The 15003-nt window shown below is 42.7% G+C and carries 14 protein-coding genes; 11 read left to right on the plus strand and 3 right to left on the minus strand.

What is annotated here, in order from left to right; all coding sequences use genetic code 11:
* Window positions 1–5 precede the first annotated feature (5 nt).
* From Q8W32_RS04870 to Q8W32_RS04880, 3 genes are all read right to left on the minus strand, one after another.
* Window positions 6–665, minus strand: coding sequence for a metallophosphoesterase (locus Q8W32_RS04870; RefSeq protein WP_305413939.1), 660 nt, complete (start codon window positions 663–665; stop codon window positions 6–8).
* Complete coding sequence (locus Q8W32_RS04875; RefSeq protein WP_305413940.1) at window positions 662–2029, minus strand: O-antigen ligase; 1368 nt, start codon at window positions 2027–2029, stop codon at window positions 662–664. The genes Q8W32_RS04870 and Q8W32_RS04875 overlap by 4 nt, the downstream gene beginning before the upstream one ends.
* Before the next feature lie 125 nt (window positions 2030–2154).
* The gene (locus Q8W32_RS04880; RefSeq protein WP_305413941.1) at window positions 2155–2766 is read right to left on the minus strand and encodes a hypothetical protein; all 612 of its coding nucleotides are present in this window, start codon (window positions 2764–2766) and stop codon (window positions 2155–2157) included.
* 572 nt (window positions 2767–3338) lie between these two features.
* Here Q8W32_RS04880 and Q8W32_RS04885 point away from each other — a divergent pair.
* From Q8W32_RS04885 to Q8W32_RS04935, 11 genes are all read left to right on the plus strand, one after another.
* Entirely contained in the window at window positions 3339–5123 is a 1785-nt protein-coding gene (locus Q8W32_RS04885) for an SLC13 family permease (protein ID WP_305413942.1), read from the plus strand.
* A gap of 28 nt (window positions 5124–5151) precedes the next feature.
* Window positions 5152–5784 (plus strand): adenylyl-sulfate kinase, encoded by a 633-nt coding sequence (cysC, locus tag Q8W32_RS04890; RefSeq protein ID WP_305413944.1) that lies wholly within the window; start codon window positions 5152–5154, stop codon window positions 5782–5784.
* On the plus strand, window positions 5768–6589 hold the full coding sequence (gene cysQ, locus Q8W32_RS04895) for a 3'(2'),5'-bisphosphate nucleotidase CysQ (protein ID WP_305413946.1): 822 nt from the start codon (window positions 5768–5770) through the stop codon (window positions 6587–6589). The genes cysC and cysQ overlap by 17 nt, the downstream gene beginning before the upstream one ends.
* Before the next feature lie 42 nt (window positions 6590–6631).
* A complete protein-coding gene (cysD, locus tag Q8W32_RS04900) occupies window positions 6632–7546 on the plus strand; it encodes a sulfate adenylyltransferase subunit CysD (RefSeq protein ID WP_370693669.1) in 915 nt (304 codons plus the stop codon).
* Window positions 7547–7867: 321 nt separating this feature from the next.
* Entirely contained in the window at window positions 7868–9268 is a 1401-nt protein-coding gene (gene cysN, locus Q8W32_RS04905; RefSeq protein WP_303431802.1) for a sulfate adenylyltransferase subunit CysN, read from the plus strand.
* Between the two features lie 26 nt (window positions 9269–9294).
* A complete protein-coding gene (locus Q8W32_RS04910) occupies window positions 9295–10377 on the plus strand; it encodes a glycosyltransferase family 1 protein (protein WP_305413947.1) in 1083 nt (360 codons plus the stop codon).
* On the plus strand, window positions 10367–11077 hold the full coding sequence (locus Q8W32_RS04915) for a WecB/TagA/CpsF family glycosyltransferase (RefSeq protein ID WP_305413949.1): 711 nt from the start codon (window positions 10367–10369) through the stop codon (window positions 11075–11077). The genes Q8W32_RS04910 and Q8W32_RS04915 overlap by 11 nt, the downstream gene beginning before the upstream one ends.
* Entirely contained in the window at window positions 11077–12165 is a 1089-nt protein-coding gene (locus Q8W32_RS04920; protein ID WP_303431805.1) for a glycosyltransferase family 4 protein, read from the plus strand. The genes Q8W32_RS04915 and Q8W32_RS04920 overlap by 1 nt, the downstream gene beginning before the upstream one ends.
* Entirely contained in the window at window positions 12159–13388 is a 1230-nt protein-coding gene (locus Q8W32_RS04925; protein ID WP_303431806.1) for a hypothetical protein, read from the plus strand. Before Q8W32_RS04920 ends, Q8W32_RS04925 begins: the two co-directional genes overlap by 7 nt.
* Entirely contained in the window at window positions 13375–14223 is an 849-nt protein-coding gene (locus tag Q8W32_RS04930) for a glycosyltransferase family 2 protein (protein WP_305413951.1), read from the plus strand. Before Q8W32_RS04925 ends, Q8W32_RS04930 begins: the two co-directional genes overlap by 14 nt.
* Window positions 14223–14999 carry a sulfotransferase family 2 domain-containing protein gene (locus tag Q8W32_RS04935; RefSeq protein WP_303431808.1) on the plus strand — a complete coding sequence of 259 codons (777 nt, stop codon included), beginning with the start codon at window positions 14223–14225 and terminating at the stop codon, window positions 14997–14999. The genes Q8W32_RS04930 and Q8W32_RS04935 overlap by 1 nt, the downstream gene beginning before the upstream one ends.
* The last annotated feature ends 4 nt before the right edge of the window (window positions 15000–15003 follow it).

Here is a 15003-nt window from a genome sequence, read left to right on the forward strand (position 1 = left end):
CGGACTTACAGCTCCTTGATAATAAAATCCTTACCTTGATAAACCCCTGGTTCAATGTATATCCGGTTGCCCAGGTGCAGCTCGCCATCACTGATGTTATGGCCATGAATAACCACATCAATGCCGTCAATGACATGCTCAGAACGCTGCTGGAATTGTGTGCGTGACCAGATAGTCCGTAATGCTTCATCGTCATCCAGCTGTTCCAGATCATCCCAGTGGGTGAAGGGATATTCAGCATGAATAATGCCGTAACGAGTGCCAGACTTTCCTGAGACCTCGATTGCCAGAGGCAGCTGTTCGATCGTCTCAAACCAGGCTGGCCAGTCATTTGGGGAGGTCTGGGCGATCCAGTCGCCACCGTGAGTCAGCCAGGTCATGCGGTGTTCGCTGTGCTTGTATTTCATCGCACAGACCATCAGGTATTCATGGTTGCCCAATACAGAATAAAACCAGGGTTGATCCAGCAAAGCCAGTGCCTGAGGTGATTCCGGGCCACGATCAATCAGGTCGCCAACACAGATCACCCGATCTGAGTCCGGGTTGAACTGCAACTGATCAAGTTGGCCCATCAGTTTTGAGACATGACCATGGATATCACCAACAACAAAATCACGTCCTTGCTGGTTGGTCTCAAGGCGCAAGAGTCTGGCTTGTACTTTCATGGATTGGGCGTCTCTGTTGTGGCGTGTGTGACATGGTGTTTGGCGCGTTTGGGTGTTCTTTGAGCGCTGGAGTGCGCTCGAGGGCCATGCTCTGCCCAGCGCGCAATATTAGCCAGTGCCAGTAAAAACATAAACATATAGACATTGGCGGGTATTTGCAGGTTGAAGTCGACCGCAGAATGTATCCCTATGGCAATGATTCCCATGGTAGCGCCAAACCCGGCACCTTTAAGTAATTCATTACGCCGGACACTCATCGCGCGGATTGCTCGCCATAAAGAGACCAACACTACGCCCAGCATGACAATAAACGCTGGAGCACCAAATTCCGCCAGGAACTGAACATAGTCGTTGTGGGTATGGTTATAGACGTTGGAGTCTACAACGTCAGGGGACTTGTACTTGGGAAAGGTGGTCTGAAAGCTGCCGGCACCAATACCTCTAAATGGTTGTTGCTGCCACATAAGGAAGCTGTCCCGAGTTACTTCATCGCGGCTTTCCGTATCAACGGATGAGTTTTGCAAGCGTTCGGCAACCTTGTCGACGCCAAAAAATGTACCCACAATAGCGATATCAATAACCAGCAGGCTGGCTAACAGGATTGTGGTCGATTTTGATTTATGGCGCATCAGCACCAGAGCCAAGGCACCGGCAATCATCATACTGGCAAAAAACGCCGTATTACCCATGCGCGAGCGAGTCATCACCAGGGCAATTACCATAATGGCCAGCAACAGTCGCAAGATAACCTTGCTGCTCAGTAATACCTGTATGGCCTGCCGCAGTCGTTGTCTTAGCGATCCCCGATAAACCGTTGACTGTGCCAGTAAAAAGCCGATTCCCAGTGCCAGTGCCATTTCAAGGTATCCGGCGATATGGTTACGATTGACAAAAGTACCGGTTGCGGTGCCTGTGTATGCCCATTTGGCTTCAAAAAAGCCGTACTCCCAACCTGTCAGTACCATGAGTGAACCGTACGAAGCCTGGAAAGCAGCGGCCAATACAATCGTCCAGATTGCTTGCTGGATACGATTTTGCGAATGAACAAGCAGCAAGGTCAGCATAAAGAAGCCGGCATAACCGAAGCCTTTGAACAGGTACATCCAGGTATCATAATGAGCAGAGCTGATCCATAGCGCTTGAGCGGCAACCCAAAGCTGGATAAGCAATAAACCGACCCAGAGCCAACGACTGCGTACAAATGCAACCGGGAGTGTTGTGAGATTCTGAGTATGTAACCGAAGTTCCAGCAATAGCAGACTGCTGGTAATGGCTGTGTATAACGGCCAGGCCCAATCGGTATAGCCACCAAATGGCAAAGGTAATACAAATAGCAAAAGCAGATAAGCACGCCAACGAGTCATGGTACTGCCAGTCCTTGAAATAGAAATCACCGGTGGGAACAACAAACAAAAAAAGCCCGGAAAACCGGGCTTTTTAACTGATCAGTATAAACCCGCCATATCTAGCCGGTTTCTAATCTACAGGATTAGAATGGACTTGTCGCTGGAGGCGTAGTGTTGCTGTCTTCGTCAAGTGCCACTGAGATTACAGATGTCGTCGTACCTGATGCCAGTGCGATGCCTTTGGCAATATCGGCTGAAGAAAAACCAACAGAAGCCGCTGCTGCTGTTACTACCGTGCTGGACTGGCCACTGCTGACCACTCCGGCAACGATCACTTCTGCAGGAATACCTGCAGCAATGCCTGCCTGCATTACGGAGGACACCGGTACGTTGTTGGCAACAGCAGCCTGGGTAACACCAGCAATCGCATCGATGGCGCTAACGCCGTCAATTTGTATCACTGCTGCCATAATATCTTTAACACTGATGCCAGCTTCAAGTGCTGCAGAGGCTGCTGACTGGATAACAGACACTGGAGAAACACCAGAAGCGATAACGGCAGCAATGATATCGCTGGCACTGTAACCAGCAGCGGCCAAGTCGGCAGCCAGCTGGGCATCGCAAGATCCACCACAATCTGCAGAGGCCTGCAAGTAGGCATCTCCCAAAGACATGACAGACAGGTAGTCGGTGATAGCGGCAGAAGCAGACATGCTGCTCAGGCCGATAATGGCACCCAGTAAAATTTTGCGCATGGTCGTAATCCCTGTGAATTTAGAAAATCTGATTAATTGTACCCCGAGGGCAAAGTGGCTGCAAAGCCTGGTTGGCCAAAAATGGTTATATTTTACACAATCAACGCTTTGCGTCGTGGTTGTTGGGAATTGTTCAGTGGTTGTTGGAGTTGTGCGTAAAGAGAGTCTCTCGTTGCTGCCGTTGCCGCAATGACACGGCCTACTAAATTTGGCTTATTTTGAGGCATCGTCCCTTTTATTTTGTTGATTTTGCGTTTGGGATAATTGGGTCACATGTTTTATATAGAGAGTACTGAAAGCGAACTGGTGGACTGGTTATCACTCAGTGTTGCATCCCACGCAGTGACCTTACTCATTGTCTCACCTTACAAATAGAGCAAGTCATGAAAAGGTAACAGTGGTGAAGTTTGTTCGAGCTATCGTGGTTACAAATTTTTACAAGGCATGGCGATTTATTCTGTGATCGTGCAGAATGCGCCTTCGCTCGGTAAGGTTATTCCCTACAGCACTTGTACTCCGTGCTGGATGAGGCAAAAGGCTTTAAAGCCCTGAATTAACGGACTGGAATTACTATGGATCTGGGGAACAGCAACAGTCTGGTGGATACTGTCTTTGTGGCCGGTTTGTTGGTTGTCGTGCTGGTTGGCCTTGCACTGAATGTCGCTTCAGCGGAAAAGCTGTTTACCGCCGCACTGATGCTTTTGCTGTTGGCTGGAGTGTTGGCGCCAGCAGAAGCATTTGTCGGTTTTTCCAATACCGGCATTTTTACCATCGCTGCATTATATGTGGTAGTGGGTGGGTTAAAGGAATCCGGTGCAACCCAGGTGTTGCGGCGTTACCTGGTTGGCAGTCCCAAGAACCAGGCATCTGCGAGCTTTCGTGTCCTGCCTGTGACAACACTGTTGAGCGCGGTGGTTAATAACACCCCAGTGGTTGCCATGTTCACTACGTTGCTGCAAAGTCAAAGTAAACGTTTTTCCATCCAGTTATCCAGTATCCTTATTCCGGTTAGTTACGCTTCGATTCTGGGAGGAACCTGTACTCTGATCGGTACCAGCACGAACCTGGTGGTTGATGGCATGCTGCAACAAGGGGGATATACAGGCTTTGGCTTATTTGAAATTGCCTGGGTGGGGGTTCCAATTGCTATTTTGGGGTTGATTTATATCTTTCTGGCTGGTCGTTACCTGTTACCAGACAGAGAAAGCTCCGTCGAGCAATTTGATCAGGTGCGTGAATATCTGGTTGAAATGATGATTCAACCGGGCAGTGAGTTGGTGCGTAAAAACATTCAGGAAGCGGGTTTGCGTAACTTGCCGGGGCTTTTTTTGGTCGAAATAGAAAGAGAAGAACAAATTATATCGGCTGTTCGGCCACGCACTGTGCTCGAAGCCGGAGACCGGTTGGTGTTTGCCGGTAGCCCGGAATCCGTACTTGAATTACGCAATATTCACGGTTTGGTCCTCGCTAATGATCAGCGCTTCAAATTGAATGGCGCCAGCTCGGACCGGCGCCTGTTTGAAGCCGTGTTATCGCCTTCCAATCCCATGATTGGCCAAACTATCCGCGAAGCGCGTTTCCGTCATCGATACAGCGCTGTTGTGCTAAGTGTATCGCGTCATGGTCAGCGGTTACGTGGTAAGTTGGGCGAACTTGTCCTGTGCGAAGGGGATACTTTACTGTTAGAAGCACAGAAAGGCTTCCTGATGAGACATCGTAATAGCCGGGATTTTTTGTTGGTCAGCAAGTTAGGCACACCTCCTTTGGCCGATGAAACCAAGGCTTTGCCCGCATTGGCGATCTTTACAGTCATGCTGGTCGCTTCTGGAACTGGAATGACGAGTATTCTTGTTAGCTCGATAGCGGCAGCAGGCGCTATGTTGGCGATGAAATGTATAGCCTATGAAGATGCTGGCAAGTCAATTGACTACTCAATCTTGTTGGTCGTTGCATGTGCTTTCGGGTTGGGTGCTGCGGTTGAGAAAGTTGGTTTGGCCAAAGACATAGCCAATGGTTTGTTGGCTGTTGCCGACTCGCCACTCAGTGCCTTGATTGCCGTGTATCTGGCAACGGTATTACTTACCGAAATGATGACCAACAACGCAGCCGCCATCATTATGCTGCCAATATGTTTAAAGACTGCCGAAGTGTTGGGTGTCAATTATGAGCCATTTGCAATTGCCGTGATGGTTGCAGCTTCTGCCAGCTTTATGACACCCACTGGTTACCAGACCAACTTGATGGTGATGGGGCCAGGAGGCTATCGTTTTATGGATTATGTTAAATTCGGAACACCGCTCAGCATTATTGTTGCGGTTACGTCTATCAGTGTTATACCGGTAGTCTGGTCATTTTAGAGATGAGCTGTTTTTACAAGGAGCCAGGGTGAAAAACGAAAATATAGTGTGGCATAACCATGCGGTGGATAAATCCATTCGTGCCTATATGAAAAAGCAACGACCTTGCCTACTCTGGTTTACTGGCCTGAGTGGGTCGGGTAAGTCGACGATTGCAGGGGCCGTAGAAAGCATGCTGGCCGAACGTTTGCAGCACACGTATCTGATGGATGGTGATAACGTCCGCCACCGTTTATGTGGTGATTTGGGTTTTAGCGAAGAAGACCGTATCGAGAATATCCGACGGGTTGGAGAAGTTGCGCACCTTATGGTTGATGCCGGGCTTATTGTGCTGACGGCATTTATTTCTCCGTTTAAAAGTAACCGGGAAATGGTCCGTCAGATGTTGTCAGGTGGTGAATTTATCGAGGTGCATATCGATACTCCCATTGATGTATGTGAAACCCGTGATCCCAAAGGCTTGTACAAAAAAGCCCGTGCCGGAGAGATCAAGGATTTTACAGGTATCGATTCTCCTTATGAAGCTCCGGATGCTGCAGAAATTTGTATCAAGAATGACAACATCAGTATTCAAGACGCCGCGCAACAAGTAATTGACTATTTGGATCAGCACGGTTATCTCAAACCCGTTAAGGAAGGTTCCGATGCCATTATTGGTTAATCAGATTATCGATATTGCCCGCACCGCTGGAGCGGCAATTCTGGAAATTTACAATACTGATTTTGCACAGTACGAAAAGAGTGATTCCAGCCCGCTCACAGAGGCCGACCTTGCCGCGCACCATATTATTTGCGATCGCTTGGCCAGTATTAGTGACTATCCTGTGCTATCAGAAGAGTCCAATAAAGAAGATATTACTTGGGAAAAACGCAGTCAATGGAACACGTATTGGCTGGTCGACCCGCTGGACGGCACCAAAGAATTTATCAAGAAAAATGATGAATTTACCGTCAATATTGCCTTGATCCAAGGTGGGCGAGCTGTTCTGGGGGTGGTGTATTGCCCACCTCTGGATCGGATGTACTTCGCTGCTGACGAGTTAGGCGCTTATCGTCAGGATGGTACAGCAGAAGCTGTTAAGCTGAGTGTGGCATCTGAACCAGATGCTGGCCAATCTTGGAATGTAGTTGGTTCCCGTAGCCACGGCGCTGAAGCATTGGCCGCCTTTTCTCAGCAACTGGGAGAAGTTAATTTGGTATCGATGGGTAGCTCTCTGAAGTTGTGCCTGGTGGCTGAAGGTGCTGCACATCTTTATCCGCGACTGGCTCCAACGTGCGAGTGGGATACCGCCGCCGCGCAAGCTATTGTGGAACATGCTGGGGGGCAGGTCTTAACTCCGACATTGAAAAAATTACAGTACGGTCAAAAAGAAGACTTACTTAACCCGTATTTTATTGTTTGTGCTGAGGCCGGTGAGCGCTGGAGCGCAGTGTTTACCGAACTGGCTCAACCTGAACAAGCATAAGCATAAGCCTAGTGTCAGCCCACATTCGAAAAAGTGACGATTATGACTATCAGTAAAAAACGCCTTACCCACCTCAAGCAACTTGAGGCTGAAAGTATCCATATCATCCGAGAAGTCGCGGCCGAGTTCGATAACCCGGTGATGCTATATTCCGTTGGTAAAGATTCCGCTGTGATGCTGCATTTGGCCACCAAGGCCTTTTTCCCTGGCAAACCACCATTCCCTTTGATGCATGTGGATACCACCTGGAAGTTCAAAGAAATGATCAGCTTCCGCGACACCATGGCTGCCAAAGTCGGTATGGATCTGATTGTGCACGTTAACCAAGATGGCGTAGATCAAGGTATTGGCCCGTTTACTCATGGTTCCTCGGTACATACCGATGTAATGAAAACCCAAGGGCTGAAACAGGCCTTGGATAAATACGGCTTTGATGCCGCCTTTGGTGGTGCGCGTCGAGATGAAGAAAAGTCACGTGCCAAAGAACGAGTGTATTCCTTCCGGGATAAAAACCATCGCTGGGATCCGAAAAACCAGCGTCCTGAGCTGTGGAATATCTACAACGGCCGTATCAACAAAGGCGAAAGCATTCGTGTCTTTCCGCTCTCTAATTGGACTGAGTTGGACATCTGGCAATATATCTATCTTGAAAGTATCGAGATTGTACCTTTGTACTACGCTGCTATGCGTCCGGTTGTGGAACGTGATGGCATGCTGATTATGGTCGATGACGAGCGTATGCCGATCCAGGATGACGAAGAAGTCCAAGAAAAAATGGTGCGCTTCCGGACCTTGGGTTGTTATCCGTTGACAGGAGCCGTTGAATCTGAGGCTGCCACTCTGCCAGAAATTATTCAGGAAATGCTACTGACTACTACGTCCGAGCGTCAGGGTCGTGCTATCGACCACGATTCATCCGGCTCGATGGAAAAGAAAAAAATGGAAGGATATTTCTGACTCTCCATACTGTTCAGATGAAAGAACCTACTTCTTCCTACTTGCAGGCAGGGTATTGACCACTACAACAACACCAGTCGGAAAGTGAGTGGTGAGGGTTGCAAGAGGGAAGAGGGAGAGTTGTAAGTAAAACGTAGGGTAGTCACTTTCCCGACGTTATAAGAATTTACCTGAACGGTAAAACGCAGGCCTTTTATACTGACACGTCACACAACAGGCCAGCAGAAAAATAAATTAACGATTCGGCCACAGAGTGACCTGATCGAAATAAATTTAATATATGGATACTCCAGCAATGCTGGAATGTAAAAAGGTAATAAAATGGCTCACGCATCCGATATGATCGCCGATGACATCCTCGGCTACCTGAAGCAACATGAAGAAAAAGATATTCTACGCTTCCTGACTTGTGGGAACGTTGATGATGGCAAATCCACTCTGATCGGACGGATGCTGCATGATTCCAAGCTGATTTTTGAAGATCAACTTGCTGCTATCAAAAATGATTCACAGAAATTTAACACCACTGATGAAGAATTTGACTTGGCATTGCTGGTCGATGGACTGCAGTCTGAGCGAGAACAAGGCATCACCATCGATGTTGCCTATCGTTATTTCTCTACTGAAAAGCGTAAGTTCATCATCGCCGACTGCCCTGGACACGAACAATATACGCGCAATATGGCAACCGGTGCTTCCAGTTGCGATGTTGCCGTTATTCTGATCGATGCCCGAAAAGGTATTCAGACACAAACACGCCGTCATAGTTATATCGTCAGCTTGTTGGGTATTAAAAACGTCATTGTAGCCATTAATAAAATGGATTTGGTCAATTTTGATCAAACCATTTATGAACAAATCAGTAAAGACTACACCGAATTTGCACAATCGTTGGGTTTTAATAATATTCATCCAATCCCATTGTCTGCATTAAAAGGTGACAACGTAGTCGATCGCAGTATTAACACCGATTGGTATACTGGCCCAACCATGGTTGAGCTATTAGAAACCATTGAAACCAATAAAGCGGACGAATTTGAAGGTTTTCGCTTGCCTGTACAATACGTTAACCGCCCGAATCTCGATTTTCGTGGTTTTTGCGGCACCATTGCAGCAGGTGAAATTCATCCAGGTGACACAATCACTACTTTGCCATCGGGTAAGACCAGTAAAGTAGATCGCATTGTTACTGCGGATGGTGACCTTGATTTGGCCATTGCAAGCGAAGCCATAACCCTGACACTGGAAGATGAAATCGACATCTCCCGTGGTGACTTGATTTACACAGGTAAAGCCCCGTTATTTGGCGATAGCTACCAGGCTGAAGTGGTATGGATGCACGAAACCCCGATGAAAACAGGCAAGGAATACCTGTTTAAAGTAGGTACTAAAAACGTTTATGGTATTGTTGAAAGTATCCAACACCGTGTTGATGTCAATACGATGGAACATTTGGATGCAACTGAACTGAATCTCAATGAGGTTGGTTTGGTTACTATCTCTTTGAATGCACCGGCTGCCCTGGACCAATACAGACAAGTTCCCGGTACTGGATCATTGGTTATTATTGATCGTATTTCCAATATCACGATTGCAGCTGGCATGGTTCGAGAGCTGGTTGATGGTGGAGCTACCAAGTCGATTGCGGATATGAGTTATGAAGAGCGATTGGCAGAATTCAACAAAAAAGTTGATTTTCTTGCTCGTCAATACTTTGCATAAACTGATTTAGGAGTTCTGGTACACATATGAAGATTCTTGTTGACCTGACATTTCTCGGTGACGGAAGAATTACTGGTATAGAACGGTTTGCCATAGAAATCTATAAACGTCTGTCTAATGGATTAAATATAGAATATGTGTGCCTACTACCTGCTGGTTATAATGATTTGAATAGCAATGTGGAAAATATCCATTTGCCATTTTCAAATAAATTTGTTTGTCATTTTTTGTATCCTGTATATATGCTAGGCATAGCTGCCGATGGATTATATTTGCCAGCATTTCCTGCATCTCCCTTTGTTTGGATTGCAGCATTGTTTCGGAAGAATTTTTCTGTTTATCGGGTGTTGCACGATGTAGTACCCTGGATACGGACCGAGACAATACCATGGAAGGCTAAATATTATTTTAAGCCAATGGAAGAGTATGGTTTGACGCGATATAAAAAAGTTTTTACGGTTTCTCATTATTCCGCTGAAAAGATTAAAAACATACTCGGCGTTAAAGTTGATAATATTCTTTATAATGGTGTGGCTTCAATTTTTCAGGATCAAGAATTTTCAGAGGGGGATAGAAAATTAAATTTATTGTCTGTTGGTACTATTGAGCCTCGAAAAAATTATAAATTCCTAGTGGATTTGTTAGGGGAGATATTATTATATAAGCCACAGGCGATGCTTGTTATCTGTGGTCGAAAGGGCTGGGGTTATGATGATTTGTTATCCTATGTGAAGAGTAAATCTTATCAAAAAAATATTAAAATTCGTGTTGATATTAGCGATATTGAATTGGCACAAGAATATAAGCAAGCAAGTATTTTTTTATACTCTTCGTTAGAAGAAGGGTTTGGCATTCCGTTGGTTGAGGCAATGGCAAAAGGTATACCAGTGGTTGCAAGTAGTGGATCAGCAGTAACGGAGGTTGTTGCTGACTCAGGGTTTTTGCTTGAAAGTAAAGATATAAGAGAATGGACTGATACTGTCAATAAGCTATTGGATGACCCAGATGTTTATGAGAAATACTCTTCTTTATCAGTTACAAGAAGCCAGGTTTTTACTTGGGAATCTACAGTGAAGACTTTGGAGAGAGAGTTTATAAATGAAAAATAAAGTTTTCCCGGTAGAAATCGATGATATACCTCTTAAAGATGTAACTTCTGGTATTATTGATGGTCGTTTGAATGGAGTTATTGTTACTCCAAATGTTGATCATATGTGTCGAATATATTCTAGTAATACTTTTCGTGATTTATATCGTCAAGCAAATTTGTGTGTGTGCGATAGTAAAATACTACAATATATCTCTATATTAAAGAGAAGGCGCATTAATAATGTCGTGCGAGGATCAGATTTAACCATTGATATATTAAAAGAATGTAAGGGGAGGAAGGTATTGATAGTAGGGTCGGATGAGAATCAAGCAGTAAAGGTGAAAAGAATATATGGTGTAAGTGAAGTAAACCTTGTGGTTCCTTCTTTTGGTTTTATTAATGATCCAGATGAATTTAATGCACTGGTTGACGAGATTTCTTCTATTGAATGGGATGTCGCTTTTTTTGCTGTTGGGTCTCCACAACAAGAAATATTAGCATTTGATGTGTTGGAAAATATGGATTGTCAGCAACGTACAATACTATGTTGTGGTAATGCTATAAATTTCGCTATAGGTAATGTGTCTCGTTCGCCAAAGTGGATGTCCACTATAGGTATCGAATGGTTTTATCGAATGATAGTGGAGCCACGACGTATGATTCCTCGTTATTTCAAAAACCTGATGATTTTTTATTATACTTTTGTCCGAGGTGCATAATGAATAAGAAAAAAATGTGCCTAATATGGCATGAGGCTGGAAATGATTTGTATCAGGATCGGTTTTCTGCTCTATCTAAGCTTTTTGATTTGAAAGTGTATGGACCACGAAAGTTTATGGGGAAAACTTTTCAAGAGATCTCAAAGAAAGAATGGTCATCAGCTCTTTTTGACTGTTTTTTGGTTATGCATTGGCTAACTTATTTTTCATATAAAATGATTAGATCTGTCAGAAAGGAGAGGTTTGATATTATTTATATACATGAAGAACCTCATTCTTTGTTGGCTTTTTTTATAGTGATATTTTGTCCAGCAAAAGTTAGGGTGCTAGAGACATCAGTTATTAATATGAAAGGAAACTTTAAAGGGTTTAATTTTCTTGAGAAAATAGTTTATAAAAAAATTGATGCTATTCTTCCAAAAAATAAAGAAGTAGCGCAGGTGTTGGTTGCTCGTGGAGCAGATAAAAATAAAATATATAGCCCTATTGGTAATGGTGTATCCAAAGAAACATTTGATGTTGTAGATAAAATTAAAGCCCGTAAAAAAATGTTTGGAGATTCTTTTGAAGGGAAATTAGTACTTGGTTTTGCTGGTCGTATTTGGCAACCAAAAGGGCTGGAGATATTAATTCCTTTAGCGCAAGAGAATAATTATAAAGTCATCGTTTGTGGTGGGGTGCTTGATGACTGGCTGCTGGATAAGTTAAAAAAATCAGGGGTACTTTATATTGGAGAATTGAAGAAAAATGAGTTGAATTGTTTTTATTCCAGTCTAGATATTTTTATTTTACCAAGTCTTAATACTCCATATTGGCGAGAACAGTTTGGACGGGTATGTGCTGAAGCTATATACTGTGGAACACCGGCTATTGGCTCAAATGTAGGGGGGATTCCTATGGTAATAGGAGAGCAGAATACGTTTGAGGCTGGAGATATTGACTCGTTAAGGGCGAAAATTAAAAACCTGCGAGATGATCAAATGAGGGTGGATAAATTACAAGAACAACATGAGCATGTAGTAGAAAACTTTTCATGGTCTGCTATTGCCAATCAAGTTGCTCATGTAGTTCGAGGCATTAAATGTTAGGATTTTTACCTGTTGATAAATCTGATCGTAATATAGCTATATGTGTACTAGCTGCGATATTTATGAATGCAGTTCTAGCATTTATAAATGCAAATATGTTTGGTTTAAACAGTAAAGTAGTGATTTTGGTTCAGTTGTTGGTGACAGCAATGAGTGTTTATGTTGTCTATAAAACAATGAATCAATTATCAATGCGCTATTTTGGGCGTGTTGTTGTATTACTGATGCTGATAATTGTAGTAATACCTATCAAATTAGGAGTATCTATACAAGGGGTGTATGGGCTTCTGATCGTTCCTTTATTTGTAATGCTTGGGTTGAATTATAAATCAGAAGATTATCAATTTGTTCGAATTTTACTTTTTGTGGTTTTTGGGTTGGCATTATTTGAAATATTTTTTACTGAATATTATGTGAAAATTTTTAACCCATTGGATTATTATGTATCTACTCGTGAATGGGCGGCAGGAGTTGTTGATAGAAAAGGCTTGGATCAAACAGACTTGGATACCGGGGATTTATATAGTGGAGTGTATCGACCAGGTGGAACTTTTACCGGCATATCTCATAGAGTTAGTTCTATTTTTATTGAACCATTAACGTTGGGATATTTTGGTTTTTTTGCTTTTTTATTCTTTTATGCTAAAAATAATTATAGAGTTAAAGGGATTTATATTGAGTTTTTGGTGTGTGTATGTTTGTCAGCTTTTTCTGATACTCGCATAGCAGTATTTTTTATATTTTTTTCTATAGTGGTTTCTAGACTCTCTGGTTTAATATCTTCCGCGTTGATTGTTATTTTGCCTATGCTGATATTTATTACACTTTTGTTAATCTACTTGGTTTTTGGAGATATGTTAACACGAGAATTGGAATATCGAATCAGTACCAGCTTTTTACCTATTATTAGCTCGGGCTGGGTTGAATTGATTAGTGGGCGGCTGGTAGTGCCTCCAGGGATGTCGGGAGGCGATAGTGGGCTGGTTTTAATTATTAATAGTGCTGGTATTTTAGGAGCCGCCTTTTTCTATTACCTGGTATTAGGATTGGCGAGTGGTTTAAAAGTTAATAAAATATACACACTGATGTTTTCTTTATTTTTTGTTGTAGCCACTCTCTTTGGTGTGTTGATCTTATCTATTAAGGCGGCTGCTGCATATGCTTTTTTTACCGGAATCATTCTGAAACGATGCCAGGAAAGAAATTCTTATGAATACAGCTAAAGTATCTATCATTATCTCTACTGCAGGCTCTGAGGAGCGGCGGCAACGTTTTATCGATGTACTGCAAAGCCTTCAAAGCCAAACTCATAAAAATATTGAAGTTCTCGTAGTGTGGCAAGGACAAGCAGAAGAAGATTTTTTTGAAGAATACCCTAATGTGAAATTTATTTTATTTCCTGTTCGTAATGTTTGCCGTTGCCGAAATGAGGGAGCAAAACAAGCTAAGGGAGATTATGTTTGGTTTGTTGATGATGATACAACAATTGCGGATAATCGACGATTAGAATACGGATTGTCTGTAATTTCAGAAAAATCTCTGGATTATATTGTTGCTAATGTGATATGTGAAGGCGAGCTGAAAGCACTTCAATCCCATGATCATGATTTTGAAATAACACCAAAGGTTCTACGTGGGGCTTTCTCGGAACCCGGTTTACTTTTTAAACGTGACTGTTTTATGGCAACAAAATTTGATGAAGGATTGGGAATTGGTTGTATTCATGGCTCTAGCGAAGGGTTCGATCTTGGAGCGAGATTAATTAAACTAGGCTATAAGGGCCAGGTTACTCATGACTTCAAATTAAACCATCCTCCAATAAAAGCCGATACTGATCAAAAAGCATTGCTTCACAGAGTGTTTTTCTATTCTATGGGAAATGCATTAGCTTTAGTCAAGAATGGTTATTATCGTATCTATTGTTATGAATTAATACGTTGTCTAGTTTACATTAGTATTGGAATTGTCAAATTTAATAGAAAAAAAATACGCACATATTCAGTCCGGTTTTTATGCCTTTTGGTTGGACCATTGGTGCCACAAGGAGATAGAATTTAATGATATTGAAAAAACTAGTAGCGAAGTATATTGGATATCGTCGATCTGCTGATATGAAACGATGGCTTGTGCGAATTCTTCCCAGTCCTGTTTTGAAAGTTATCAATAAATATCTAATTAATCTTGTGCCCAGAGAAATATATCAGTCGTCAGTTGTCTTTGTTCATGTTCCAAAAGTCGCAGGTACAACCATATCAAGAGCTCTTTATAAAAAATCAATAGGGCATCAAATGGCTGGCTTTATATATAAGACAGATCCTTCACTACGAACATCAAAAATATCAATTAGTTTAGTGCGAGATCCTATGGATCGTCTGTATTCTGCTTACCGATTTCTTAAATCAGGTGGGACTAATGATGTGGAAGTTGAATGTGCTGATTTTTATTCTGGATCAGATTTTAATGATTTTTCATCATTTGTTAAAAACTGGCTTAAGCCAAATTTCAATAATATATATAAATATGATTACGCTTTGTGGCCTCAAAGTTGGTTTATATTAGATGATAGTGGCAATAAAATAGTAGATAGAGTATATGCGATTGAGGATATTGATGAGCTTGAGCAGTACTTAAAAAACAATAATCATATAAGTGATGATATTGTTAGTTATAATGTTACTACTCAGAAAAAAATGGAAAATTACCTTTGTCAGGAAGAAAAAGAAGAAATAGAATTAATTGTTAAGGGGTTGTATGCAGATGATTATAACTTGTATTTACTAGCGAGAGAGAAAAAACTTTTGATTAGTGATTATGAAATGCGTTTGCAGAGATAGAATA

The organism is Oceanobacter sp. 3_MG-2023, assembly GCF_030688925.1.
In the GTDB taxonomy this organism is placed as follows: domain Bacteria; phylum Pseudomonadota; class Gammaproteobacteria; order Pseudomonadales; family Oceanobacteraceae; genus Oceanobacter.